The sequence below is a fragment of the Flavobacterium sp. CSZ genome (assembly GCF_015350725.1).
GTDB lineage: Bacteria > Bacteroidota > Bacteroidia > Flavobacteriales > Flavobacteriaceae > Flavobacterium.
Map to the genome: position 1 here is coordinate 345,751 of NZ_JADKPQ010000003.1, position 24,207 is coordinate 369,957.

General features: G+C 33.8%; 28 protein-coding genes. 7 read left to right on the top strand and 21 right to left on the bottom strand.

Translation table 11 applies throughout. The features are described from left to right. The 7 genes from IRZ78_RS05540 to rsfS form a co-directional block, all read right to left on the bottom strand. On the bottom strand, positions 1-783 hold the full coding sequence (locus IRZ78_RS05540; RefSeq protein WP_194615568.1) for a superoxide dismutase: 783 nt from the start codon (positions 781-783) through the stop codon (positions 1-3). Positions 784-791: 8 nt separating this feature from the next. Further along, a complete protein-coding gene (locus tag IRZ78_RS05545; RefSeq protein ID WP_194615569.1) occupies positions 792-1,061 on the bottom strand; it encodes an acyl-CoA-binding protein in 270 nt (89 codons plus the stop codon). Next, a complete protein-coding gene (locus tag IRZ78_RS05550; RefSeq protein WP_194615570.1) occupies positions 1,061-1,714 on the bottom strand; it encodes a phosphatidylserine decarboxylase family protein in 654 nt (217 codons plus the stop codon). Before IRZ78_RS05550 ends, IRZ78_RS05545 begins: the two co-directional genes overlap by 1 nt. After that, complete coding sequence (locus IRZ78_RS05555) at positions 1,704-2,591, bottom strand: phosphatidate cytidylyltransferase (RefSeq protein WP_194615571.1); 888 nt, start codon at positions 2,589-2,591, stop codon at positions 1,704-1,706. Before IRZ78_RS05555 ends, IRZ78_RS05550 begins: the two co-directional genes overlap by 11 nt. 1 nt (position 2,592) lies before the next feature. Beyond that, a complete protein-coding gene (locus IRZ78_RS05560) occupies positions 2,593-3,198 on the bottom strand; it encodes a lactate utilization protein B/C (protein ID WP_194615572.1) in 606 nt (201 codons plus the stop codon). A 113-nt stretch (positions 3,199-3,311) separates the two neighbouring features. Continuing rightward, positions 3,312-5,237, bottom strand: a complete 1,926-nt coding sequence (gene ftsH / locus IRZ78_RS05565) for an ATP-dependent zinc metalloprotease FtsH (RefSeq protein ID WP_194615573.1) — start codon at positions 5,235-5,237, stop codon at positions 3,312-3,314. A gap of 15 nt (positions 5,238-5,252) precedes the next feature. Beyond that, a complete protein-coding gene (gene rsfS, locus IRZ78_RS05570; RefSeq protein WP_055098058.1) occupies positions 5,253-5,624 on the bottom strand; it encodes a ribosome silencing factor in 372 nt (123 codons plus the stop codon). A 93-nt stretch (positions 5,625-5,717) separates the two neighbouring features. Here rsfS and IRZ78_RS05575 point away from each other — a divergent pair, with 93 nt between their 5' ends. Continuing rightward, positions 5,718-6,458 carry a biotin--[acetyl-CoA-carboxylase] ligase gene (locus tag IRZ78_RS05575; RefSeq protein WP_194615574.1) on the top strand — a complete coding sequence of 247 codons (741 nt, stop codon included), beginning with the start codon at positions 5,718-5,720 and terminating at the stop codon, positions 6,456-6,458. A gap of 95 nt (positions 6,459-6,553) precedes the next feature. Here the strand turns inward: IRZ78_RS05575 and IRZ78_RS05580 are convergent, their stop codons facing one another. The 3 genes from IRZ78_RS05580 to pyrE all read right to left on the bottom strand — a co-directional run bounded on the left by IRZ78_RS05580 (position 6,554) and on the right by pyrE (position 8,707). Further along, a complete protein-coding gene (locus IRZ78_RS05580) occupies positions 6,554-7,213 on the bottom strand; it encodes a hypothetical protein (protein WP_194615575.1) in 660 nt (219 codons plus the stop codon). Between the two features lie 341 nt (positions 7,214-7,554). Further along, the gene (locus IRZ78_RS05585) at positions 7,555-7,947 is read right to left on the bottom strand and encodes an SRPBCC family protein (protein ID WP_194615576.1); all 393 of its coding nucleotides are present in this window, start codon (positions 7,945-7,947) and stop codon (positions 7,555-7,557) included. Between the two features lie 109 nt (positions 7,948-8,056). Continuing rightward, positions 8,057-8,707 (bottom strand): orotate phosphoribosyltransferase, encoded by a 651-nt coding sequence (gene pyrE, locus IRZ78_RS05590; protein WP_194615577.1) that lies wholly within the window; start codon positions 8,705-8,707, stop codon positions 8,057-8,059. A 7-nt stretch (positions 8,708-8,714) separates the two neighbouring features. Here pyrE and IRZ78_RS05595 point away from each other — a divergent pair, with 7 nt between their 5' ends. Together IRZ78_RS05595 and IRZ78_RS05600 are read left to right on the top strand one after the other, a co-directional pair. Further along, entirely contained in the window at positions 8,715-9,317 is a 603-nt protein-coding gene (locus IRZ78_RS05595; RefSeq protein ID WP_194615578.1) for an NUDIX domain-containing protein, read from the top strand. 254 nt (positions 9,318-9,571) lie between these two features. Continuing rightward, positions 9,572-10,168, top strand: a complete 597-nt coding sequence (locus IRZ78_RS05600) for a class I SAM-dependent methyltransferase (RefSeq protein ID WP_194615579.1) — start codon at positions 9,572-9,574, stop codon at positions 10,166-10,168. A 288-nt stretch (positions 10,169-10,456) separates the two neighbouring features. Here the strand turns inward: IRZ78_RS05600 and IRZ78_RS05605 are convergent, their stop codons facing one another. The 4 genes from IRZ78_RS05605 to IRZ78_RS05620 form a co-directional block, all read right to left on the bottom strand. Beyond that, complete coding sequence (locus IRZ78_RS05605; protein ID WP_194615580.1) at positions 10,457-11,197, bottom strand: DUF6882 domain-containing protein; 741 nt, start codon at positions 11,195-11,197, stop codon at positions 10,457-10,459. Positions 11,198-11,260: 63 nt separating this feature from the next. Next, positions 11,261-11,710 (bottom strand): GNAT family N-acetyltransferase, encoded by a 450-nt coding sequence (locus IRZ78_RS05610; protein WP_194615581.1) that lies wholly within the window; start codon positions 11,708-11,710, stop codon positions 11,261-11,263. Positions 11,711-11,757: 47 nt separating this feature from the next. Beyond that, the gene (locus IRZ78_RS05615; protein ID WP_194615582.1) at positions 11,758-11,988 is read right to left on the bottom strand and encodes a DUF4287 domain-containing protein; all 231 of its coding nucleotides are present in this window, start codon (positions 11,986-11,988) and stop codon (positions 11,758-11,760) included. 206 nt (positions 11,989-12,194) lie between these two features. Beyond that, a complete protein-coding gene (locus tag IRZ78_RS05620; RefSeq protein WP_194615583.1) occupies positions 12,195-13,922 on the bottom strand; it encodes a M14 family metallopeptidase in 1,728 nt (575 codons plus the stop codon). 240 nt (positions 13,923-14,162) lie between these two features. Between IRZ78_RS05620 and IRZ78_RS05625 the strand changes: the two genes are divergently transcribed. Together IRZ78_RS05625 and IRZ78_RS05630 are read left to right on the top strand one after the other, a co-directional pair. Further along, positions 14,163-15,512, top strand: a complete 1,350-nt coding sequence (locus tag IRZ78_RS05625; RefSeq protein ID WP_194615584.1) for a DEAD/DEAH box helicase — start codon at positions 14,163-14,165, stop codon at positions 15,510-15,512. A gap of 344 nt (positions 15,513-15,856) precedes the next feature. Then, positions 15,857-16,303: a hypothetical protein gene (locus tag IRZ78_RS05630; protein WP_194615585.1), complete on the top strand. Its 447-nt coding sequence runs from the start codon at positions 15,857-15,859 to the stop codon at positions 16,301-16,303. A 124-nt stretch (positions 16,304-16,427) separates the two neighbouring features. Here IRZ78_RS05630 and IRZ78_RS05635 read toward each other — a convergent pair whose 3' ends face one another. The 7 genes from IRZ78_RS05635 to IRZ78_RS05665 all read right to left on the bottom strand — a co-directional run bounded on the left by IRZ78_RS05635 (position 16,428) and on the right by IRZ78_RS05665 (position 21,986). Then, a complete protein-coding gene (locus IRZ78_RS05635) occupies positions 16,428-17,006 on the bottom strand; it encodes an alkylphosphonate utilization protein (protein WP_194615586.1) in 579 nt (192 codons plus the stop codon). A gap of 78 nt (positions 17,007-17,084) precedes the next feature. Further along, the gene (locus IRZ78_RS05640) at positions 17,085-18,101 is read right to left on the bottom strand and encodes a hypothetical protein (RefSeq protein WP_194615587.1); all 1,017 of its coding nucleotides are present in this window, start codon (positions 18,099-18,101) and stop codon (positions 17,085-17,087) included. A gap of 41 nt (positions 18,102-18,142) precedes the next feature. After that, positions 18,143-18,979: an alpha/beta fold hydrolase gene (locus IRZ78_RS05645; RefSeq protein ID WP_194615588.1), complete on the bottom strand. Its 837-nt coding sequence runs from the start codon at positions 18,977-18,979 to the stop codon at positions 18,143-18,145. Between the two features lie 29 nt (positions 18,980-19,008). Beyond that, positions 19,009-19,467, bottom strand: coding sequence for a pantetheine-phosphate adenylyltransferase (coaD, locus tag IRZ78_RS05650; protein WP_173972493.1), 459 nt, complete (start codon positions 19,465-19,467; stop codon positions 19,009-19,011). Positions 19,468-19,505: 38 nt separating this feature from the next. Then, positions 19,506-20,129 (bottom strand): zinc-ribbon domain-containing protein, encoded by a 624-nt coding sequence (locus IRZ78_RS05655; RefSeq protein WP_194615589.1) that lies wholly within the window; start codon positions 20,127-20,129, stop codon positions 19,506-19,508. A 23-nt stretch (positions 20,130-20,152) separates the two neighbouring features. Beyond that, the gene (locus tag IRZ78_RS05660) at positions 20,153-20,845 is read right to left on the bottom strand and encodes a YetF domain-containing protein (protein ID WP_194615590.1); all 693 of its coding nucleotides are present in this window, start codon (positions 20,843-20,845) and stop codon (positions 20,153-20,155) included. Between the two features lie 169 nt (positions 20,846-21,014). Next, entirely contained in the window at positions 21,015-21,986 is a 972-nt protein-coding gene (locus tag IRZ78_RS05665) for a D-alanine--D-alanine ligase (RefSeq protein ID WP_194615591.1), read from the bottom strand. A 506-nt stretch (positions 21,987-22,492) separates the two neighbouring features. Between IRZ78_RS05665 and IRZ78_RS05670 the strand changes: the two genes are divergently transcribed. Both IRZ78_RS05670 and IRZ78_RS05675 read left to right on the top strand, forming a co-directional pair. Then, on the top strand, positions 22,493-23,116 hold the full coding sequence (locus IRZ78_RS05670) for a PASTA domain-containing protein (protein WP_194615592.1): 624 nt from the start codon (positions 22,493-22,495) through the stop codon (positions 23,114-23,116). Next, complete coding sequence (locus IRZ78_RS05675; protein WP_194615593.1) at positions 23,106-24,149, top strand: RluA family pseudouridine synthase; 1,044 nt, start codon at positions 23,106-23,108, stop codon at positions 24,147-24,149. The genes IRZ78_RS05670 and IRZ78_RS05675 overlap by 11 nt, the downstream gene beginning before the upstream one ends. The last annotated feature ends 58 nt before the right edge of the window (positions 24,150-24,207 follow it).

Sequence of the window (24,207 nt, forward strand, 5' to 3'; positions counted from 1 at the left end):
TTATACTTTCCTGACCTTTTTGAGGGCTTCAGTATAATATTCGTTTACTTTTTCCCAATTAATATGTTCGTAAAAAGCATCGATATAACTTCCTTTTCTGTTTTGGTAATCCAGATAATAAGCATGTTCCCATAAATCGATTCCTAAAATAGGCGTTCCGGGAATCAGGGCATTTTTCATTAAAGGATTATCCTGATTATCAGTTGTAGTAACTTGTAGTTTCCCATATCTGTCCACTACCAGCCAAACCCAACCTGAACCAAATTGCTTTGTCGCCTGACCTTTAAACTGATTGGTAAGATTGGCAAAAGAACCAAATTCTTTATTAATCGAACCCGCAAGAGTGTCTTTAGGGGTTTGCTCTTTAGGAGTCAGGATATTGAAATAAAGTGTATGATTGTAATAGCCACCTGCATTTTGACGAAGTTTTGCATTGCTGAGATCCATTTTTTTTAGGATATCTTCAAGCGGCATGTTCTCAAATTCGGTATTGGCAATTTCTTTATTAAAGTTGTTCGTGTAGGTTAAATAATGTTTAGAATAATGTGTTTCTAAAGTAAGCGTTCGTATGGCAGGAGCCAGTCCGTCATATGAATAAGATAATTTTGTCATCTCAAAAGAACCCGGATCTGCTTTTACATCATTTGGTGATCCTATTGTTATTTTCTCCTCTTTTGTTGGTAAAGGAACTTCTACAACTTCGGTTAGTTTGTTGTTATCATTACATGAAAATAAGAGGAAAAATGAAGCTAAAATGCTGAAATGAACAATGTATTTCTTCATAATGTTAATTATTTTGATGTTAGTGAATTAATGATTTCAATATAGCATTCTTTTGCCTCATCAATAGATATATGGCTAATTTGCATCCAGGCATTTGTTTTGAATGCGTTTCTTAAATCAAAATTTTCAGATTGATTGTAGATCGCAGTTCCAAAAGTTGCCTGCTTGTAATAGGCATAAAGGCGTAGCTGCACATCTTGCGGCAGTGAGGCCTGAGTCATTTTTAAAGCAGTTTCAACCGCCTCAGAAAAACGAGTATCTAAATCTTTTTTGCTCATTAAGCTTTTGTAGCAATAATTGTTTTACCGCCAATTGCTTTTTGGTTTAATACTACATTAATTGGAGTACCTAAAGGTAAAAATAAATCTACTCTTGAACCAAATTTTATGAAACCTGCATCAGTACCTTGTACAACCTGCATACCTTCCTGAGCATAATTCACAATTCGTCTTGCTAATGCACCAGCAATTTGTCTGTATAATATTTGTCCAAAAGTTTCATTTTCGATTACAACTGTAGTTCTTTCGTTTTCTTCGCTTGCTTTTGGATGCCATGCAACTAAAAATTTTCCAGGGTGGTATTTACTGAATTTGATAATTCCATCCATTGCGTAGCGGGTAACGTGTACGTTTATTGGTGACATAAAGATAGAAACCTGTAAACGTTTATCTTTAAAATATTCGCCTTCATAAACTTCTTCTATAACCACAACTTTTCCATCAACCGGAGCAAGGATCTGATCGCTGTTTCTAATTGCAATTCTTTTAGGGTTTCTGAAGAATTGTAAAATAATAATCAGAAGTACTACACCGGCAATTTGAACAAGCATTCTTAGCCAGGTAATATCAATGAATTTGTCAGCAATTAAAAGTACAGCTACTGCAAATGCAGTACCTAATAAAATGGATGGGCCTCCTTCTTTATGAAACATAGTATAAAATTTGATAAAATAAAAATATAATTGGTGCTACAAATATAACACTATCTAATCGATCTAATACGCCTCCGTGGCCAGGCATTATAGCGCCACTGTCTTTTACGCCGGCAACCCTTTTGAATTTTGATTCAATCAAATCTCCAATAGTTCCGAAAATACTAACAATTAAAGCAATTATCGTCCAGATTAGGATCGATTTATTGCTGAAATCAGGATTAGGCTGGATGTATAGTTTTGAGATTAAAAAACCGGCAAAAGCGGCAAAGACTACTCCTCCAAGAAATCCTTCAATGGTTTTTTTAGGAGAAATGCGTTCAAATAATTTATGTTTACCTATTGATTTACCTACCAAATAGGCAAAAGTGTCGTTGGTCCAGATTAAAACAAACAGGCCAATGATGATTTTTGGATTGTAATCTTTGATACCAAATGAAATCTTGGTAATAAACAGAAAGGGCAGCATAATGTATCCTACTAAATAGATATATTTGGATGCTCTGCTTATGTTTTGTGTGTCATCAAATAAAAATACAATACATTTTATTGATACAATTAGTGTAATTACAAGTAATACCGTAAACAGGCGATCTATATCGACAGTAATTATGATGTTCTCTTTTAATAGTTTACTGATGTGATTTTCAGTTTCTATTTTATAGAAGCTGATCAGTGATACAGTCGAATAAAAAAGGGTAACAAATAAAATAGAAAATATCTTATTTAACCCTACTAAATTGCAGAACTCATAGGTTGCAATAATTAGGAAAATGCCAAAAAGGATAATAAAGCTTTCGGTAGAAAACAGAATAGAAGTTAGTAGTAAAGCGATATAAACAGCACCAGAAATGGTTCTCTTGAGTGTTTCATTCATCTTAAAGATCTTCTAGGAGCAATAAATATAGATTTTTTGCAACACTTCCGTATTGTGTAAAATCTTCTTCCTTGGCTTTTTCGAAATATTTTATTGTGGTAATATTGGTTGGATAGTCCCTTTCGTATTTTCTTTTGATAGCGCTTAGACCATCACTTTTTATTAATTGCAGTTGGCTTGTAGTAGCAATAATTACAATATTTGCGGGTAATTCGTTTGGTTTGTCCTGCCTGATTTGCTTTGATGAGAATAAGATAGAACCTTCATCAGCAATTAAGTTCTCGCAGGTAGCCAATAAAAACTTAGGGTTTTTAGGAGAAATATAAAGTAATTTATTTTCTTCTAATAAATGAAATAGTCCTGGCTCGTAGCATAAAACTTCGCTTTCGAACCAATCATTTTCTTCTAGTATATTTTCAAATTGTTCGGCAACTTCTTGTTTGTTTTCACAATATAAAAATTTACCCCCATTTTTTTTGAAATTAAAAATGAATCTTTCATCTATAGATAAATGACTATCAGGAGTATGATTTCCTCCATACTCGCTTTCATTTTCTTCATCAGAAGCGGCATCGCTAGACCCAAATATTTTTTTGAAAAAATTCATTTTATATGAAATACTTTACATGTTAATTGAAAACGTTCAAAGATAAAAAAATCTTAATTCAAAAGGCTATTTTGAATTAAGATTTTAAAAAATATTACATATTTACTGAATATTTACGAAACCACTTCTTCTAAATTTTTATCAAAAGTACGTTTTCCGAAAATAGTTTCTAAGTCATCTTTAAAAATAACTTCTTTTTCAATTAATATATCAGCTAACTGATTTAGTTTGTCTTTGTTTTCTTCAAGAATTTGAATGGCTCTTTGGTATTGACCTTCAATTAATTCTGAAATTTCTTTATCAATTACTTTAGCCGTTTCGTCAGAGTATGGTTTAGAGAAGTTGTATTCGCTTTGACCGCTTGAATCGTAATAAGTAACATTTCCGATTTTATCATTCAAACCGTAAATCGTTACCATAGCACGGGCCTGACGTGTAACTTTTTCTAAATCGCTTAATGCACCAGTCGAAATTCTGTCAAAAGTTACCTTTTCAGCAGCTCTTCCGCCCATAGTAGCACACATTTCGTCCAACATTTGGTCAGTTCTTACGATTTGTCTTTCTTCCGGAAGGTACCAGGCCGCTCCTAAACTTTGTCCGCGAGGAACAATAGTTACTTTAATAAGTGGTGCAGCATGCTCTAACATCCAGCTTACAGTCGCGTGACCGGCTTCGTGAATAGCGATTGCTCTTTTCTCTTCTGGAGTAATAATTTTATTTTTCTTTTCAAGACCACCAATGATTCTGTCAACGGCATCAAGGAAATCTTGTCTGTCTACTGCAGTTTTGTTGTTACGTGCAGCAATTAATGCAGCTTCGTTACAAACGTTTGCAATATCAGCACCAGAGAATCCCGGAGTTTGTTTTGCTAAGAAATCAAGGTCAAGACCTTCAACTTTTTTAATAGGAGCTAAGTGAACTTTGAAGATTTCAGCTCTTTCGCGAATGTCTGGTAGGTCAACAAAAATTTGTCTGTCGAAACGTCCGGCACGCATTAAAGCTTTATCTAAAACATCGGCTCTGTTGGTTGCAGCCAGAACGATTACGTTAGAGTTTGTACCAAAACCATCCATCTCTGTCAGTAATTGATTCAAAGTGTTTTCTCTTTCGTCGTTTCCGCCTGACATATTGCTTTTTCCTCTTGCTCTACCCACAGCATCGATCTCGTCGATAAAGATAATAGCAGGAGATTTTTCTTTTGCTTGTTTAAATAAGTCACGAACACGTGAAGCACCAACACCTACGAACATCTCTACAAAATCAGAACCTGATAACGAGAAGAAAGGTACCTGAGCTTCTCCTGCCACTGCTTTTGCCAATAAGGTTTTACCGGTTCCCGGAGGTCCTACAAGTAAAGCTCCTTTAGGAATTTTACCTCCAAGATTGGTGTATTTTTCAGGGTTTTTAAGGAATTCTACAATTTCTTGTATTTCTTCTTTAGCACCTTCTAAACCAGCAACATCTTTGAATGTAGTTTTAATATCGGTTTTCTCATCAAACAATTTAGCTTTCGATTTTCCAATGTTAAAGATTTGTCCGCCACCGCCACCTGCGCCACCTGACATTTTACGCATAATGAAAATCCAAACACCAATAATAATGATGATAGGAAGTAAGCTGATTAAGATATCAGTCCAGTTATTTTTCTGCAGGAAATTAAAATCTTTCAGTTTGCCTTCGGCAACTGCTTTTTCTAATTTAGTTTGAAAAATCTGGTCGTTACCAATTTCTAATGTATAGTGAGGACCTTTGTTAGGTCTTTCGAAAATATCATTAGCTACTTTTTTATTTGCCGGATCTTTAAGAGCAGCAGCGTTTAAGTATACTTCGGCTTCTGCCTTATTGAATACAATAACTTTTTCAATCTGACCTTTTTCTAATAAAACATTGAATTTAGAAGAGGTTAATTGAGCAGGTTCGCTTAAGTTTGATCCTCCGGTTGCAAAACTTATAAATAAAAAAACTAGAAGTATTGCGGTGTATATTAACCAAGGACTTATTTTAAATTTACTCGGATTTGGATTATTATCTTTAGCCATTAGAGAAAGTTTCTTTTAGTATTTGTTTTCGATTGTAGTTATTTTGGCGTCACCCCAAAGGCTCTCAATATTATAGTATTCGCGAATATGTTTCTGGAAAACGTGTACAACAATGTGCACATAATCCATAAGAACCCATTCTGCGTTATCGGTTCCTTCTACGTGCCACGGTTTATCTTTTAAGTCTTTAGATACTGTCTTTTGAATTGAGTTAACAATGGCGTTAACTTGGGTGTTTGAATTTCCGTTGCAAATAACAAAATAGTCACAAACTGCCGTGTCTATATCTCTTAAGTCAAGAATATCGATGTCATTTCCTTTTACTTCTTCAATCCCTTTGATTATGTTCGCCAATAGAACATCATTATTAATAGTCTTTTTCGCCATGAATTATTTTGTATGATTTTGTAAAGTTACCAAAATTTGTGATTATTTTTGAACCTTAACAAAATATTAAATTAAGTTAATTAAATTCCTTTAATGAAACTAATCAAACTCGATGCCATAGATTCAACAAATGACTTCCTTAAATCATTGGCAAGTCAGGATGAACTCGATAATTTTACCGTAGTAACTGCTGAAAATCAGACAAAAGGAAAAGGGCAGATGGGCTCTAAGTGGCAATCAGAATCAGGTAAAAACTTAATTATGAGTGTCTTGGTAAAGGATTTTCTTTATGATAATGAGCAAGTTTTTAACCTAAGCGTTATTGTTTCATTAGCAGTAATCGATGCCTTAAAATCATTAAATATTCCTGATTTATGTATAAAATGGCCTAACGACATTATGTCATACAACAAAAAGGTTGGTGGCATACTTATCGAAAATACCATAAAAAGCGATGGCAGGATTGTGTCAGTTGTTGGGATAGGCTTAAATGTAAACCAGACTAATTTTGATCATTTGCCCAATGCTTCTTCATTAGCTGTAATTTGTAAAGCTGAATTTGATAAAAATACTTTAGTGTCCATCATATTAGAAAAAATACAGCAAAAGATTGATTCCTGGGCAAACAGTTCTTCTGATTTATGGAAAGAGTATTTTAATTCCTTATTCCGTCAGGGGATACCAATGCCGTTTAAAAAGCTGAGTGCCAAAGATTCCGGACAAAATTTCATGGGAATCATTCAGGGAGTTTCTCCTGTTGGTAAAATACAAATTTTGTTAGAAGACGATTCGGTTTCGGAATTCGAAATCAAGGAAATTCAGATGTTATATTAAAAAGTGGCTAAGATTCTAAGTTTTTTTGATTTTGCTTTATTGACATAAAAATCAGTGTAAATCAGTTACATCCGCAAAATCCGTGCGCCATAAGTTTAGTTTATACTTTTTAATACGGGCTTTTTTGGTGCTATTTTTCTATTCCAATAGATGATGTAGATTGTTCCCAGGATAGAAGGTGCCATCCATGCCATTATGTTTCCAATACCTATTCCGGCTACGATAAAAGCTGTTATCGAAGCGATTAGTGCTCCAATCATTTTACCAATGTGTTTAGAAAGCCATTTTTTATTTGTTTCCGAAACATTTTTGTAAAATTGAAAATCTTTGATTGTCATATAAAGTCCAAATCCACCAAAAAAGGTAAACAATATTCCGTTTTCAATATTCATCAACTGACAGTAAACTCCCAGGGCAATCATTACTACTGAAAAGAATAACATACTTCCTGAGATTATAAAATCGATTGTGTCAGCTTTTGTTTTAGTTTTAAAAGTCAAAACCCTGTTTCCTGCAATCACAAGATAAATAGTAAATAAGCCAATTAAAAATAAAAAGATGTTCTGGTGTTTGGGCATCCAGCAAATAGGGATAGAGATAAGAGAACTCGTAATCATTCCGATAGAGAATAGTTTCCCCATTCTTTTGTGCAGTAAACCTCCTTTTTTGACTAGTATACTTCCAGTTCCTGTAATTAACCCGATTCCGCCAAAAAACGCATGTATGTAAATTAAAATCTTAATAGTTTGTTCCATTTTGATGTTGGTTAGTTTTGATGGATCAAACTTCGATGAATAATTTTGGGTGTAATAATTTATAGTTCCGAACTGTTATTTTTTAAGGATGAATTGGTTTTTTGAAGACTGTGAGTTTCTAAGTCGCTAAGCTTCTAGGTTTTTTTAATCGCGTAAAGCAGAAGAACCGTAAAGATTTTAGTGAAAACTTTACAGCTTAAAAATAAAGCTCTGCGAATCTGCGACTTTGCGAGAAATCATCTACAATCTGCTAGAAATAAAAAAGGCCCGACTTAATCGGACCTTATAATTTATGTAGTTCAGGAATTAATAATTAACAATTCACAATTGATAATTAAAAATTAAAGCTTTGTCATATTAGTAGCTAAAGTTTCAATAAACTTGCTAATTGGCCCTTTGATCATCATGGCCATCATTGGGTTAAAATCACCTTCGAATTGCAATTGTACAGCACTTTCGGTAGCTGAAACACTATCGATATTCGAAACCAAAGTAAACGGAAGTTTATCACTTGCAGCTCCCAAAACAATTTTGTTTGGTGCTGTTTTCTCTTTCATTTTAAGTTTTATTTCCGGCATACCTTTCAGTCCAAAAATAAAAGCATCTTCGCCAATCACTTCAAATTTTGCGATATTATCCGGCATTAATTTTTCAAAATTCTTAACATCAGTCAATAAATCAAATAAATCTTGAGCTGATTTCTGAACAGTAACTTTTGGACTTTCTAAGTTCATATTTTAATTTTTTTACTAATTGTTTTTAAGAAGAGGGTATGAATAAATTCCAAATTCCAATGTGACACTATTTTTAAGAATTTGAAATCTAAAATCTAAAATCTAAGAATTATTCTTCCTCTTTTCCCCACGTCGATGGACTTTCGTTCCATTGCAGTAAAGTCGATTGTTGGTCTTCGGTAATATATTGTTTCTGAACTGCTAAGTCTAATAAGTTTTCGTAATTACTTAACGTATACAGATCGATATTAGCATTTTTAAAGTTCTCTTCGGCAACACCAAAACCGTACGTAAAAATCGCTGCCATACCTTTTATGTTGGCTCCTTCGTTACGTAAAGCTTCAACAGCCATCAAACTGCTGTTTCCTGTACTAATTAAATCTTCAACCACAACCACATTTTGGCCTTTTTGTAAAAAACCTTCAACCTGGTTTTGTCTTCCGTGTTTTTTTGCTTCCGGGCGCACATATACAAACGGCAATCCAAGGCTTTCAGCAACAAGAATCCCCACTCCAATGGCTCCAGTGGCAACACCGGCAATAACATCTGGTTTCCCAAATTGTTTTTCAATATTTTTCGCAAACTCATCACGAACGTAGTTTCGGATGCTCGGAAATGAAAGAATTAACCTATTATCACAATAAATAGGAGATTTCCAACCAGAAGCCCATGTAAAAGGATTTTCGGGATTCAATTTAATTGCATTTATTTGCAAAAGCAATTCGGCTGTTTTTTCGGCAGTATCTTTATTAAAAATCATAGTACAAATGTATAAAGTTTTTGTGAACGACAAACCACTTTTTTTGACAAATGAGATCTCGAAAGAGACTGATTTTCAATTATTCTTGTTAGAGAGTATTGATATCGAGCATCTTATCGTCAAAATGTTTCAAAATAAAATTCAAAAAGCTTATTTGTATCATCCTGACGAAAAGGAAATTATGAAGACGTTAAAAGCCAAAATTCCCGTAAATAAAGCGGGTGGAGGGCTTGTGTACAATAAAAAAGGTGAGGTTTTATTTATTTTCAGAAACGGAAAATGGGACTTACCAAAAGGCGGAATCGAAAAAGGAGAGGAAATCGAAGACACTGCCATGCGCGAAGTCGAAGAAGAAACCGGAGTAGGTAAATTACGCATCACCAATAAACTCGAAAAAACCTATCACGTTTTCAAACGCAACGGAAAATACAAACTAAAAGTGACACATTGGTTCGAAATGCAATCAGATTTCGAAGGAATCCCACAAGGTCAAGCCGAAGAAGGCATTGAAAAAGTCGCCTGGCTAAATCCTGAGCAAATCAAAGATGCGCTAAAAAACTCTTACGAAAACATTAAATTGTTGTTCGAACAAGAGAATCAACTACAATAATAATATCAAATTCCAAATTCCAATTTGAATTCGATTTTTTAATTTTATTGTTGATATTATGTCATCATAAAAAAACAAGCCTGATGAGCATTGCGTTCATTGGGCTTTTTTTTAAATTTTAGTGTATGAATTGATTTTGATTATGAAATTGTGGCAACTAATATTTTTTTTTAAGAGAAAATACTGTATTTTTTAATTTTAATCCTTGATATTAATTTGGTGTTATTCAATCAAGAATACAAACAACTCGCAAAATGATTTTTAAATCCTTAAAAAAAAATATAGAAATAGAAGATAGCACCTTCAATATGCTATACTCTACACGCATCCGAAGACTTTCAGAGCGACATTGGACACCCGTTGCCATTGCTAAGGCAGCGGCAGATTATCTTGTAGATAAACCCAATAAAAAAGTATTAGATATTGGCGCTGGTGCCGGTAAATTTTGTTTGGTAGGCGCGGCTTCAACAAAAGGCATTTTTTATGGTGTCGAGCAAAGAGCGTCACTTATAAAGCTGTCAAAAAAAATAGCCGAAAAGCATCAGGTAGAAAACGTCGAATTTATTCATTCCAACATCACCGATATTTCTTTTTCAGATTACGATGCATTTTATTTCTACAATTCTTTTTTCGAAAACATCGATACTTCCTGTCCAATCGATAAAAATATCGTTCCAAAAAACGAATTGTTTCTTTCTTATTCCAATTACGTAAGAGATCAGCTCCATAAAACACCCAAAAATACAAGACTTGTAACCTATTGGAGCACATGGGAAGAAATACCCGAAAGTTTTGATTTAGAATATTCTGCCTGCGATGGGGTATTAAATTTTTGGAAAAAGAAGTCATGACTTTTTAAGTTTGACTAAGGTCTAAGACAGTTTTTTTTGTTTAACAAAGCTTTTCAACATATTTAAAATCAAAAACTTAGTGTGTTAACAGCTTAGTAACTTATAATCTCCATCAGGGCGTGACACCATCCCGCCAAGAGGGTAAATCACTTTGCGCATATGCGCCCTCTTATCGGGATGCTGTCGGGCTACCCGCTACGTCGCGGCGGATAGCTCCTATCCCTCAAGAGAGCAAGCGGTTAAAGGCATTTCTGGTTTTTTTGTTGTTTTTAAGACAGACAGAAAATCTTAAGAATTACCATTTAATTTTATCAAAAGATTATCGTCATTAAAAACAGCATTAATTACATTTTTATTTTTTTCTGCTTTAATTTCATTTTCATTTACAGTCAGTTCATAACCTTTTTGAGATAAGTAATTTGTAAAAGCATTTTTGTGGTTTTGAATTTCAAATGTTGAAATTAATTCTGGAAAAACAGTTAAGATTCGGGCTAACTCTTCGCTTTCAACTTGATCTATTATATCAGATTTAATAGTAACAACCATTGTTCCCTGACCATAATTTCCAAGATAATAACCACTTCCGTTGAACATCTCAACAGCAATCATTCCTATTAAATGTAAATCATTCTCTACAGCGTCAAATTTTCCAACAGTCAACAAATCTATATTATTTTCTTCTCCGTATTGCTTTAATAAAAGAGCCTGTTTCATAACAGATTCGGCATAACCGCCAGCTTTATTCTCCCAGATCCAAAGCCATGTTTCTGAAGAGTAAGAAAACGACCCCAAAACCTGCATCGGAAAAATAAGATCGTCTCCAAATGTTATTTCTTCTTTATTCATATCAACATTCCAGGAAAGTCCGCCAGTGACATTATAAAGATTTCTTTGTTTTTCTAAAGCAATCGCTCCAAATTTTTCTAAAAAATCATTTTCAGATTCAAAGTGCTTACTAATGTTTTGTTGATTGACAGTTGACTCCGTATTTTCTTCTTTCTTTTTAAAAAGATTGTTGAATATTCCCATTCCTTATATGGCTTTTTAGTTAGTATAAAATTAATGTTTATGTTTTGTCGTGCTGAAATAAGATTACAAATCGATTTGATAAATTCTGGATTCTTCCTCCCAGGGATGATATCCTTGTCCGATGTAGTTAAAACCCATTTTTTCGTAAAATCCAATATGATCAGTGCACAGATATAAGTTTTGAAATCCGGCGTTTTTAGAGTCTTCTTTAGCTTTTTCGATGAGTAATTTACTGTAGTTATTTCCTCTGTGCTTTTCATCGATAAAGATGGCACAAACCCAGGGATATAAATCCATTCGGCTAATGAAATCATTTGTAATAAGCCCGGCACAGCCAATAATTTCATTATTATATTTTAATAAATACCATTGCGGCAAAGAGTCTTTGGCATTTATACTATGGCTAATACAATCTTCGTAAATAATTGGCGCTACCTCAGACCAGCTATTTTGAAAATATTGAATGGCCGTATCTTTATATTCAGGGTTTTCCCTAACCGAAATTATTCTCATTTTATGTTTTAAAATTATCGTGTAAAAGTTTTAATTATTTTACACTTTTACTCACTATCTTCATTTTTTATGCCTTTAAGCAGTGCATAAATTGCCATTGAATGTCCCTGACCTAAGTCAAAATCATTTTTAAGCCAGTTTACAATATCTCCGGCTTTTACCTCAGGTTGAAGCTTTCCATCTATTGTAAATCCTTTTTGTTCCGCCAGAGTTCTAAACTCAGCCGGACCATTTCCTGTTTTCTCTTTAATGGTTTTTAAGTATCCTTGAAATGACATAAAGTAGTAGTTAGTGGGTTAGTTTATGAAGTACTAAAATACAAATTAAAATATAATTGGTTTTCAGGTTTTTATTTCTTTCGGTTCAACTTTGACAAAGTTCTTTTCGTAAAGCTTTTCGATCTCTGTGTTTTTCAACACAATCAAAAATCAAAAAAAAACTTAGCGACCTCTGCGGTAAAAAAAACTTAGTGATTAAAAAAAATCTACAAAACACGATAAACAGGATATTGCATATGCGCCTTTTCGTAATGCACCGAATTTTTATAAATCCAGTTTAGCTGCGCTTGAGAATTCTTGGCAAATTCGCGATCGTTTTGTTTTTTGGTTTCTAATTCGGTTTTTAGTTGCGGATTTTCTTTAAGCAGTTTCGAAGCTGTATCTTCAAAAATATATTCTGAATAATGTTCTTTTTGCTGCAAAATAGGATCGAAGAAATTCCAGTTAAAAAACGAATCAACACCTTCCGGTTCAAAAGCTTCTACTAAATATTTTACACCTTTTTGGTTGGTTGGAACCAGGTAATCACCTTTGGTGAAAGCCATTTTTACATTTTTAGAAGTTAAGGATGTATTATAGTGCAAATAATGTCCTTCATAAGCATTAGGAACCGTTTTAAAATCGGCAATTCTATAGCTCTCTACTTCAATAATCGTATCGTTTTTAAGTTGAGAATAGCTGATAGTGTTATTTTTGAGCAAATCAATAATATTCCAATAACCACGCGGAATAATATAAGCAGTTGGAATCACCACTTCTTTAACCGATTTGAATTCTTTGATGTACGGAACGTCTTTTTTATACGGTTTACTTCGGTCATAATACAAACGATTTCCGGTTGTAGCGTCACTTTTTTTGTAACTCGCCTCATATCCTAAAAACGAAAATGTCGCGGCTTTTGTGCTGTCCAATTCCCATTTTAAAGTATATGTTTTTTTGGGTTGATATTGCTCCATGTTCTTCACTCGAAGCGCTTTTATTTTTTGGTAATTGACATCGGTAAAATCCAAAGTCGATTTGGTGTATTCGTAGGTCATTTTTACACGTTCAGCATATTTTTTTAGCATATGGGTTTCAACCACAAAACCAATTGTGTTAAACAACGAAGTATAACCCGTTGTATATCGCGGACTGTCTACAAACTGACCAAAACCTTTGTCTGGTGTATCTTTAAACGAATCTACGTAAGGTGTGGTTTCGATTTTCTTTTGCTGTAAATCTTTTACCAGAGCGGGCATCATTTCATCATTCAAAAAATCACCCAAAACTGTTCCGAGTTTGTTGTGCTGTGTCATGATATAGGTTAGCTTGTACTGATAATCAGATCCATTACTCACGTGATTATCAATAAAAACATCAGCATTTATTTTCTGAAAAATTTCTACAAAACTCTTGGTGTTTCGGGTATCCGATTTCATTAAATCACGATTCAAATCATAGTTTCTGGCATTTCCTCTAAAACCATAAATTTCTGGACCGTCCTGATTGGCTCTTGTAGTTGAATTTCTATTTAAAGCCCCTCCAATATTATAAACCGGGATGGTAACTAAAACAGTGTTTTTTGGCGCTTTGAGTTTTCCTATTGCTAAATCTCTGTAGAATTGCATCGTCGCATCGATTCCGTCAGGTTCTCCGGCGTGGATTCCGTTATTGATAAAAAGAACCGCTTTGTTTTTCTGAATTTTATCAAAATCAAATTCTTTGTCAGGATTATAAACCACCATATGCAAAGGTTCTCCGGAATCTGTAAGACCCATTTCTTTGATCTGAATCGTTGGGAAATCTTTGGCTAAAAGTTTAAAATAAGCAATAGTTTCTTGATAAGAAGCCGATTGATTTCCATTTCCTTTTTCAAAAAAAGTATCGTATTTTTTATTGTTTTGAGCGAAGATTGTCAAAGAAAAGAGTAGAAGAGGCAGGATGAAAAGTCTCATGGTTTTGGTTTTAAAGCGAGATTCAAATATAATTAATTTGTTTCAGGTTTAAGTTTTCAAGTTGAAATGCTTCGTGTTTTTTTCGCTCGCAGATTTTGCAGATTGAGCGGATTTTTATGTGTTAAAAATTAATCTGCAAAATCTGCAAAATCTGCAGGAAACATTTTTACGATTTGTATATAAACTTGAAACTTGAAACAAGAAAAACCTGAAACAATTTTTTTTGACTACTTTTGCAAAATGAATAAAAATCACCATTCCAACAACATACTTTCGAACTTAGGAATTGAAACCCTAAACGAAATGCAGGAAGTTGCTCAAGACGCAATTTTAAACGATAACAACGTATTATTACTTTCACCAACAGGATCAGGAAAAACACTGGCTTTCTTGTTACCTGTTTTAGAATTATTGCAGCCGGAAATCCTTTCGGTTCAGTGTTTAATATTAGTGCCTTCGCGCGAATTAGGCTTGCAGATTGAGCAGGTTTGGAAAAAAATGGGAACGCCATACAAAGTAAATATTTGTTACGGAGGACACTCAATAGATACCGAAATCAAAAATTTGAGCAATCCGCCAGCGGTTTTGATAGGAACTCCGGGAAGAATTGCAGATCATATCGACAGAGACACTTTTAGAACAGATAAAATTCAGACTTTAATTCTGGATGAATTTGATAAATCATTGCAATTGGGTTTCCATGAGCAAATGTCATATATCATTGGGAAGTTGACAAAACTGAACAAACGCGTTTTGGTTTCGGCAACTTCAGACATTGAAATTCCCAGATATACGAGAGTGGTAAATCCTACTATTCTGGATTTTATTCCGGAGCAGGAAGAGAAAACTAATCTTTCGATGAAAATGGTTGTTTCTCCTTCAAAAGACAAATTAGGCAGTTTATTCAATTTGATTTGTTCACTGAAATCGCAATCGGCTATTATTTTCTGTAATCATCGTGATGCGGCTGAGCGTATTAGTGATACATTAAACGAAAAAGGAATTTACGCGACCTATTATCATGGCGGAATGGATCAGGACGAGCGCGAACGTGCTTTGATTCAGTTTAGAAACGGAAGTATGAGTTACCTCATCACAACTGATTTAGCGGCTCGTGGACTGGATATTCCTGAAATGAAACACGTAATTCATTATCATTTGCCTCTTAAAGAAGACGAATTTACACATCGTAACGGTCGTACTGCCCGTATGCAGGCTTCCGGAACGGCTTATATTATCATTCACGAAAGTGAAAAAAAATTGGATTATATCGACTACGGAATGGAAGTTTTAAAAGTCGAAAACTCAACAACTTTGCCTAAGCCACCGGAATACCAAACGATTTATATTAGTGGCGGAAAGAAAACAAAACTAAATAAGATTGATATCGTTGGTTTCTTTTCTCAAAAAGGGAAACTGGAGAAAGGCGATTTAGGCTTAATAGAGGTAAAAGATTTTATTTCGTTTGCGGCTGTAAAATTCAATAAGGTAAAAGACTTGTTGCATAATATTAAAGACGAGAAAATGAAAGGCAAGAAATTTAAAATCGAAGTTGCCCGTAAAGTGGTAAAGAAAGAGGAGGAGAAGTAATTTTTTTGTTTCAAATTTTAAGCTTTGGGTTTGTTTTGGATCCGATCTTCTTTTAATGAAAGAACTGTATTAAAATCAAGAAGTAATTATTGTAGTATAAGTTTTATAATTACAACCTTTTTTGATCTTTGTTGATTACTAAATTTGGTCGTTTTTTAATGAAATTTCGGGTATTGCATGTGTGTAAATTATTGAATTTCAATATTTTAATTTTATTTATTGCAGGTTTTGATTGATTTTAAACAACAATCTTAATTTATTGTTAATAAATTAACGGATAAGGCTTTAATTTATCATATTTTCTGCGTTTCTTGTGCCCGTAAATAATAAACCCCAAATTAATTATGAAAAGAATTATTACGATTGCCATTTTGATGTTTAGTTTTGTCTCTTTTGCACAAATTAAGGTTCTTGAAACTGTACCTGTTGAAAGATTAGGAAAAGTAAATAACAACTATATTCAAAAAATTGGAGATGAGTATACTGTTTATTATACAAGTATCCAGAACGATGAGGAGTCATCAAGCTTGAGAAAATTTACATTCAAAAATGTAAATAATGATTACAACAGTCTTTACAGTATCATTGTAAACGGTTTTACTGCAACGCCTTTGTATGATATAAAATTAGAATTACCTAATAACTATATCTGGTTACACTACACAGGAAGTGTTATTCCTGAGAAAGCTACAGTTCAGTTTATGGTTTCTTCTAAAGATGCTTCTTCTGCAACAAGCAGTGTTTCTGAACCATTATTGAAAGATCAGATTAATAAATTATTCCAAAGATAATTTACTACTTATACATACTAAAAAAGGGCTATTCACGATATGAATAGCCCTTTTTTTAGTTTACAGTTTTCGGTCGTAGTTTACAGTTAGCAAATAACTGAAAACTGTGACTGCGACTGAAAACTTATATTTTCTTGACGTATTGTGTAATAATTACAATTTGCTGACCGTCTACTTTTCCTTCGATATATTCGGCGTTTTCGTGATCTAAACGGATGTTACGAACGGCTGTTCCTTGTTTGGCCACCATGCTTGATCCTTTTACTTTTAGGTCTTTGATTAAAACTACAGAATCTCCGTGTTCTAAAATTACACCATTACTGTCACGGTGAATGATTTTGTTTTCATCATCTTCGCCTTCTCCTGTTGCTTGTGCCCATGCAAGAGTATCTTCGTCTAAATACATCATGTCAAGTAATTCCTGTGGCCATCCTGCAGCGCGCAAACGGCTTAACATTCTCCAGGCTACCACTTGTACCGCAACGTTTTCATTCCACATGCTGTCATTAAGACATCTCCAGTGATTTAAATCGACATTATCCGGGTTTTCAATTTGGTCAATACACGTGCTACATGCTAAAATACTTTCGTCAAGTCCGCCTTTTTGAGTTGGTAATACCTGATATACTTTTAGATTTTCTTCGGCGCCACAAAGTTCGCATTTTGATCCGCTACGTTTGTTTAATTCTCTTTCGATGCTCATTATTGATTGTTTATTTTAAAAATGCGAAATTACTTATAATTAGTAAGGGTTGCAAATTTATATTAAGACTTAAAATTTTTAGTTTTTGAATATTATTTCGTCAAGATTAATAATTGAAGTAGGATACGGTGAATATTCATGATATTTAACTTCAATGCTGTTTTCAGAAACAAATCTTATTTTTTTATCACAGCCGGTTGCACAAGTTTCGGTATAAATTGGAAAATACATTTTTTTATTTTTATCAAATGCGATAATGTTGCCTCGAAAATAAGATACAATTTTAAAATTATCGTTTTCGATACTTTCCTCTTTATCATACTTTCCGGTGTAACTGAACAAATTATCTTTATAATAAGTGCTGTAAATAACATCTGCGATACCTGAAGAGCCATTTGCTAAATGATTAGAAACATTGTTGTCAGTTTCCCATTTTTGTACATAATTGGTGTAATTATTTTCATCTTCTAAATTATGAAAGACCCATTTACTTTTATGAGCAAATTGATAAAGAATTTTTTTAATTGCTGGGTTTGAATTTAGACTTTCATTTTCAATAAACTCTCCATCTATTGCTTCATTACTGCGAAGGGTTGGTTCACCCGTATAGTCTAATTTATAAAAATGAAGTGTTTTTATATCTAACATTATAAAGGCGACGTTTTCATCTGTAACAGCATTTCCCATTACAGTTTCATTGACGGATAAAAGAATATATTCTGTATTATCAATGGTTTCTTTTTGAAAGCTTTTTTTATCAATTTTAGTATATGTAAACTCATTAGAAAATAAAGTATCTTTTTTGATGAGTTTAAATTCATTCTTATTTTTTAAATATTTTGAAACTAAAATAAAATTCTTATCTCCAGCTAAAAAATATTTATCATTTTCTATAGAACCGTATGCCGTAATTCTTATTTCTTCGGTATTATCTTTATTGGTTGTTTTATACAGAAGTGTTAAGCTATCTGGCTTGATGTCTTTATCAATTTCGATTTTATCTTTAGCTTGATTTGTTACTTTTTCCTCTTTTTTGCAAGAAACAAAAGTTATAATAGAACAAAATATAAGAATTGTGATAGCTTTTATTTTCATTTAAATTAGATTAAAAATATATGTTTTGTCCAATACAGCAATTAAATCTTTGATGTCCAATTTATAATTTCAGTGCGAGCCTGAGAATCTATTTCATATAAATTATGATATTCTTTTGTTTTTTTCCAATCATCAGATCCCGCTCTTAAAAAATGATTTAATCCGTTTATTATTTTAACTTCAATATTTTTATTATTTAAGTCAGGAATTAACGCGGCAGTTTCTTTACTATTAAAAAAACTATCATTTGTTCCTGCAATAAAAAGCATTGGAATTTGTAAATTCTGAAATAGCATTTTCGTACTTACCTTAATTTCAGGATTACTTCTGGGGGTGTATTGTGGCTTATTAAATTTTCCAAATTTTTCAATTGGTGTAGCCATCAATATCATAAAATCAATTTTAAGTGCGTTTTGATAGGCATCGATTGTTGCGATTCCACCTAAACTGTGACCTAAAGTGCCTATTTTTTTATTAGATAGAGAATCCGTTTTTTGAATATTATCTAAGGCGTAATATAAGTCTTTTATAATTTGATCTACGCCAAAATTTACTTTCCCAGCTGATTTTCCAACGCCCCGGTCGTCAAATCGGTAAACTGCAATTCCATTTTTTAATAATTCTTCTGCAATATTATAATGAGAATTGCGGTTGTTCTGACCGCTTCCCGGTGTTATAACAATAATTTTTGAATAGTTGGTTTTAGGAAAAATGAGTGTTCCGCTCAATTTTACATTTTCTTCAGAATCAATAAAATCAATTTCTTGCGAATTGTACCGTTCGATATTTTTTATTTCTTTTCCGAAATCAGAATTATTCTGACTATTAATTTTATTAAATGAAATAAAGAGAAGAACTAGAATTAGTTTTTTAAACACAAATTTTGGTTTTAGGTAAAATCGCTTCTTTATTTCTTCACTCTAACCGCATCCGGAACCAGCATTTCATATTCGCCGCCATGACGCAGTACATCACGAACAATGCTTGAACTAATAAATGAAGTACTTGCTGCTGTTAATAAAAATACCGTCTCTATTTTAGATAATTTTCTATTGGTGTGGGCAATGGCTTTTTCGAATTCGAAATCGGCGGGATTGCGCAGACCTCTTAGAATAAAATGGGCTTTTTGTTTTTTGGCTAAATCGATAGTCAATCCTTCATAAGTAATTACCGAAATTTTTGGTTCGTCTTTGAAAGTTTCTTCTATAAAACGTTTTCTTTCTTCGAGTGAAAACATGTATTTTTTTTCGGCGTTTACACCAATGGCAATTACAATTTCATCAAATAAAGGAATTCCTCTTTTGATAATATCTTCGTGTCCAAGAGTAATTGGGTCAAATGATCCGGGGAATATGGCTTTTCTCATTTTTTTTTAAGGTTCAGAGGTTCAGAGTTACAAAGATTTTAATTACTAAAACCATTCGCTTTTTTTTGAGTAATTTTTAATATTTCATTTTCCTGATAAAGTTTAGTTAAATCTTTTCTTGAATAATAAACTTTTCGATTTGAATAGTTTTCAGGTTTATTTAAGTCATCTATTTCATTGGGCATATATGCCTGAAAATCATTTAAGGTAGCATAGACACTATCTGCGGTTATTTGATCAATTCGCATATTTGAATAATAGCCATTATTTAATTTTAAATTGTAAACATCTCCTTGCATTGGATTTTTTATTAGAATTCCTGCTTCGTCTTTATTTTCAAAATATCTATTGATTGTAAAAATAAGGAATAAAGCTATTATAATAGAACCTGAAAACATCCAGATTGAACTATCTAATTTTTCGTTTTTTAGTTGTAATTGAGCACTTTCAGATAAATCTTCATAATCAAAATTCTCTTTGCAATGACTGCATTTTATATAAACAGATTTTCCAATCGGAAATAATGGAATCAAGGTGACGTGAGTGTATCTTTTATAAATGCTAAAATGCAATGTATCTTGTGTACGACATTTTGGGCATTTTTCATTTAAAATAGAACCATTTTTTATGTTTGATTCTCGAGTTCCAACAAGAAATAGCATGTTATTTTATTTGAAAGTTTGTATTATGTTATCCTAAGTGTTTTTAAAGCCGGAACCCATTCGTCTTTTTTACAGACTTCGCATTTTGCTTTTCCTGGTTTTTGCTCTTCGGTGTGACCGCAAAAAGTGCAGGCGTGAATGCCCTCTTTTTCGATTGTCTCGCTTTTTTTATTGAATGCAGCGGGCAAGATAGGTAGTCCGTATTTTACTTCATGATCTTCATAAAAAAATACGCTTATTTCTCCGCTGGTTTCTATAAAAGCATGTTTTATTTGTCCGAGATGTTCGATAGATTTTATACGGAGTTCAGAGAAGAACTCGTCTTGTGCGAGACTTTCTTTTTTGAAAGTAGCGATAGAAAATTTTCCATTATTAATTAAACATTCGGTTTTGCCTTCTATAAATTCTTCGAATTTTTTGCTTTTTCCGGTAAGCCAGGTAACAGAACGATACAAAATAATAATGACCGTAAAAACAATCGCAGCCGGAACAATACCAACATCTTCATAAAACATTGGATCTCCTGCTGCAGAACCTAATGCAATGATAATTACAGTTTCGAAAATCGATAATTGTTTTACACCTCGTTTTCCTGCCAGTTTTAAGGTTAGCAGTAAAATGATAAACATCACGGTAGAACGAAATATCACTTCGAGCGCAAAGTTTGCGGGAAGATTGTTGTAAAAAAGTCTATTCCATTCGAAGATTTCTTTCATTTTTTCTGAGTTTCTAAGTTGCTGAGGCGCTGAGTTACTAAGTTTTTTTCTTTGGGCTAAATCACCTTGCGGGACTTCGACTTCGCTCAGTCTGACAAAACTTTGTGGTTAAAAAAAAGGTTCTGAGATCTTAATAACTTAGCATCTCAGAACCTTAGTATCTTAGCAACTAGTTTAAAGCTAACTCGATCGCGTTTGTGAATAAATCCTGTAGCGAGATTCCGGCGGCTTGTGCTTGTTGCGGGATAAGGCTTTCGGTGGTTAGACCTGGAATTGTGTTCATTTCCAGCATATACGGTTCGTTGTCTACGATGATGAATTCGCTTCTTGAGAAACCTTTCATTTTTAAGACTTCGTAAGCACGTTTGGCTGTTTCTCCTACTTTTTGTGTTAGTTCGTCGGAGATTCTGGCCGGCGTGATTTCTTGTGATTTTCCTTCGTATTTGGCTTCGTAGTCGAAGAAATCATTGTCGGAAACTATTTCAGTGATGGGTAAAACCTTAATTTCGCCATGGTAATTGATTACTCCAACAGAAACTTCGGTTCCGTCAAGGAAACTTTCGATGATGATTTCGTTGTCTTCTTTGTAAGCTACTTCAATTGCGATTGGCAATTCGGCTTCAGATTTTACTTTTGAGATTCCGAAACTTGAACCGGCTTTGTTTGGTTTTACGAAACACGGTAAACCTACTTTTTTTACGATTTCGGCTGTATTGATAACATCACCTTTGTTTAGGTAATACGAGATTGCCGTTTTGATTCCGTATGGTTTTAAAACCGATAATAAATCACGTTTGTTGAAGGTCAATGCGGCTTGGTAATAATCGCAAGACGATTGTTTAATTCCTAGTAATTCGAAATAGGCCTGCATTAATCCATCTTCACCCGGAGTTCCGTGAATGGCATTGAAAACACAGTCGAAAGTAATTTTTTGATCGTTTACGGTTACTGAGAAATCGTTTTTATCAATTGAAAATTCGGCATTGTTTTCGTCTACATACACCCATTTTTCTTTGAAAATATGAATACGGAATCCGTTGTATTTTGTTTTGTCAAGATATTGGTAAACGACGTTTCCGCTGATCAGCGAAATTTTGTATTCGCTTGAGTATCCGCCCATGATGATGGCTATGTTTTTCATTCTGTATTGTTTATATGTTTAATCGTTTATTTGTTTAACTGTTTCAGGTTTTTGGTCACGAATTCACGAATTAAATTTTAATTCAATCTGTGTTTATCTGTTTAAATCTGTAAAATCTGCTTGCCATTTCGTTTGCTTTGTCATCCCGAGGAACGAGGGATCTCCGTTAGTAGCTCCACATGCCAGATAAACTTTGCGTGAGTTTCTTGCGGGGCTTCGACTTCGCTCAGCCTGACAAATAATACCAAAAATCTTCTTATAAATCCTAAAGCCCTAGCCCTGATGGGAGCGGCATCCTTTTTCTGGCTTCTTTAGCCAGGAAAAGATACAGCGTACAGCAGGAAATAGCTCCTTTAAATTAAAATTCCAATTTTGAAATTCCAAATTTCTAAAAGCTCTTTATTTTCAATAAGGATGACAATCGTGCGACTTTCTTGCTTAAAACAAAATTATCATTTTTTTTGAAACGAAATAGCTTTATCTTTGCGACAACTAAAAATAAATTTATGACTTTACGTAAGTATTTAACAAGCCGTGTGTTTTTTGTACAAATCCTGATTGCGGCTGCTATTATTGCTGTTTTGGGTTATCTGTTTATGCATTGGCTGACTTTTACAACTGATCATGGACACGAAATTGCGGTTCCGAATTTGTCTAAATTGACAGAGGAACAAGTTGAGGCAAAACTGGACGAACTGGATCTGGATTATGTACTTTTGGATAGTGTTGATTATAGAAGTGAATTTCCTAAATACAGTGTTGTTGAGCAAGATCCGTTGCCGGGAACGAAGGTAAAAGTGGGAAGAAAAATATATATTAAAATTAATGCATCGGGATTTTCATCTGTTAAAATTCCTGATTTGATCGAGAAAACGTATCGCGAGGCGGTTCCGACTTTGAAGGCTTTAGGGCTTGAGCAGGGAACGATTACTTATATTCCTAATCTTGGAAAAGATATGGTTCTGGAGATGCGTTATAAAGGTAGAAACTTAAAAGTAGGAGACCGTGTGCTGAAAGCTTCTAAAATCGACTTGGTTTTAGGTGACGGAAAAGCAAGTTATGTAGATGAAAGTCAGGCGACAGACAGTTTAGCTGCGCCAACTACTGAAACCCCAAAAGATGAACAATAGTAATGAAAATTTAGATCTGGAAGACGAATTATTCGAACATTTTAGATTTGAAGTCCCTAAAGGTCAGGCGTTTTTGCGTATTGACAAATATTTAATGAATTTGATTCAGAATGCGACGCGAAATAAAATTCAGAACGCCGCAACTGAAGGAAATATTTTTGTAAATGATATTCCGGTAAAATCAAATTATAAGGTTAAACCATTTGATGTTGTAACGGTGATGTTAACGCATCCGCCATACGAAAATCATATTCTTCCGGAGGATCTTCCGTTGAATATTGTGTATGAAGATGATGCTTTGTTGTTGATCAACAAAGAGCCGGGAATGGTAGTGCATCCGGGTCACGGAAATTATACAGGGACTTTGGTGAATGCTTTGGCGCATCATTTTGATAATTTACCAATGAACAGCAGCGAACGCCCTGGTTTGGTTCATAGAATTGATAAGGATACGTCCGGACTTTTGGTAGTAGCTAAAACAGAAGCGGCGATGACGCATTTGGCCAAACAATTTGAGGCTAAAACTTCTGAACGTGAATATATTGCCCTTGTTTGGGGAAATGTTGCCGAAGAGGAGGGAACGATCGAAGGAAACCTTGCCAGACACTTGAAAGACCGTATGCAAATGGCTGTTTTTGCTGATCCTGAAATTGGGAAACCTGCCATTACGCATTATAAGGTTTTGGAACGTTTTGGTTATGTGACTTTGATTTCCTGTAAATTGGAAACGGGAAGAACGCACCAGATTCGTGCCCATATGAAACATATTGGACATCCGCTTTTTAATGATGAACGTTACGGCGGTCATTTGATTTTGAAGGGAACTACGTTTACCAAATACAAACAGTTTATTGATAATTGTTTTAAAGCGTTGCCACGTCAGGCGCTGCATGCTAAAACGCTTGGTTTTGTACATCCTACGACTGGCGAAATGATGCGTTTTGATACTGAATTACCTCAGGATTTTCAGGATTGTATAGAGAAATGGCGCAATTATGGAAAGACTCATAATATGGAAGAGGAGGAGAACTAATTAGATAATTTGTCAATTAGAAAATGAGATAATTTCTTATAATTAAAAAGCTCCAATT

What these genes read in the sequence shown, in the direction of transcription:
- IRZ78_RS05540 (WP_194615568.1), bottom strand. Translation starts at nt 783, where the DNA reads ATGAAGAAATACATTGTTCATTTCAGCATTTTAGCTTCATTTTTCCTC.
- IRZ78_RS05545 (WP_194615569.1), bottom strand. Translation starts at nt 1,061, where the DNA reads ATGAGCAAAAAAGATTTAGATACTCGTTTTTCTGAGGCGGTTGAAACT.
- IRZ78_RS05550 (WP_194615570.1), bottom strand. Translation starts at nt 1,714, where the DNA reads ATGTTTCATAAAGAAGGAGGCCCATCCATTTTATTAGGTACTGCATTT.
- IRZ78_RS05555 (WP_194615571.1), bottom strand. Translation starts at nt 2,591, where the DNA reads ATGAATGAAACACTCAAGAGAACCATTTCTGGTGCTGTTTATATCGCT.
- IRZ78_RS05560 (WP_194615572.1), bottom strand. Translation starts at nt 3,198, where the DNA reads ATGAATTTTTTCAAAAAAATATTTGGGTCTAGCGATGCCGCTTCTGAT.
- ftsH (WP_194615573.1), bottom strand. Translation starts at nt 5,237, where the DNA reads ATGGCTAAAGATAATAATCCAAATCCGAGTAAATTTAAAATAAGTCCT.
- rsfS (WP_055098058.1), bottom strand. Translation starts at nt 5,624, where the DNA reads ATGGCGAAAAAGACTATTAATAATGATGTTCTATTGGCGAACATAATC.
- IRZ78_RS05575 (WP_194615574.1), top strand. Translation starts at nt 5,718, where the DNA reads ATGAAACTAATCAAACTCGATGCCATAGATTCAACAAATGACTTCCTT.
- IRZ78_RS05580 (WP_194615575.1), bottom strand. Translation starts at nt 7,213, where the DNA reads ATGGAACAAACTATTAAGATTTTAATTTACATACATGCGTTTTTTGGC.
- IRZ78_RS05585 (WP_194615576.1), bottom strand. Translation starts at nt 7,947, where the DNA reads ATGAACTTAGAAAGTCCAAAAGTTACTGTTCAGAAATCAGCTCAAGAT.
- pyrE (WP_194615577.1), bottom strand. Translation starts at nt 8,707, where the DNA reads ATGATTTTTAATAAAGATACTGCCGAAAAAACAGCCGAATTGCTTTTG.
- IRZ78_RS05595 (WP_194615578.1), top strand. Translation starts at nt 8,715, where the DNA reads ATGTATAAAGTTTTTGTGAACGACAAACCACTTTTTTTGACAAATGAG.
- IRZ78_RS05600 (WP_194615579.1), top strand. Translation starts at nt 9,572, where the DNA reads ATGATTTTTAAATCCTTAAAAAAAAATATAGAAATAGAAGATAGCACC.
- IRZ78_RS05605 (WP_194615580.1), bottom strand. Translation starts at nt 11,197, where the DNA reads ATGGGAATATTCAACAATCTTTTTAAAAAGAAAGAAGAAAATACGGAG.
- IRZ78_RS05610 (WP_194615581.1), bottom strand. Translation starts at nt 11,710, where the DNA reads ATGAGAATAATTTCGGTTAGGGAAAACCCTGAATATAAAGATACGGCC.
- IRZ78_RS05615 (WP_194615582.1), bottom strand. Translation starts at nt 11,988, where the DNA reads ATGTCATTTCAAGGATACTTAAAAACCATTAAAGAGAAAACAGGAAAT.
- IRZ78_RS05620 (WP_194615583.1), bottom strand. Translation starts at nt 13,922, where the DNA reads ATGAGACTTTTCATCCTGCCTCTTCTACTCTTTTCTTTGACAATCTTC.
- IRZ78_RS05625 (WP_194615584.1), top strand. Translation starts at nt 14,163, where the DNA reads ATGAATAAAAATCACCATTCCAACAACATACTTTCGAACTTAGGAATT.
- IRZ78_RS05630 (WP_194615585.1), top strand. Translation starts at nt 15,857, where the DNA reads ATGAAAAGAATTATTACGATTGCCATTTTGATGTTTAGTTTTGTCTCT.
- IRZ78_RS05635 (WP_194615586.1), bottom strand. Translation starts at nt 17,006, where the DNA reads ATGAGCATCGAAAGAGAATTAAACAAACGTAGCGGATCAAAATGCGAA.
- IRZ78_RS05640 (WP_194615587.1), bottom strand. Translation starts at nt 18,101, where the DNA reads ATGAAAATAAAAGCTATCACAATTCTTATATTTTGTTCTATTATAACT.
- coaD (WP_173972493.1), bottom strand. Translation starts at nt 19,467, where the DNA reads ATGAGAAAAGCCATATTCCCCGGATCATTTGACCCAATTACTCTTGGA.
- IRZ78_RS05655 (WP_194615589.1), bottom strand. Translation starts at nt 20,129, where the DNA reads ATGCTATTTCTTGTTGGAACTCGAGAATCAAACATAAAAAATGGTTCT.
- IRZ78_RS05660 (WP_194615590.1), bottom strand. Translation starts at nt 20,845, where the DNA reads ATGAAAGAAATCTTCGAATGGAATAGACTTTTTTACAACAATCTTCCC.
- IRZ78_RS05665 (WP_194615591.1), bottom strand. Translation starts at nt 21,986, where the DNA reads ATGAAAAACATAGCCATCATCATGGGCGGATACTCAAGCGAATACAAA.
- IRZ78_RS05670 (WP_194615592.1), top strand. Translation starts at nt 22,493, where the DNA reads ATGACTTTACGTAAGTATTTAACAAGCCGTGTGTTTTTTGTACAAATC.
- IRZ78_RS05675 (WP_194615593.1), top strand. Translation starts at nt 23,106, where the DNA reads ATGAACAATAGTAATGAAAATTTAGATCTGGAAGACGAATTATTCGAA.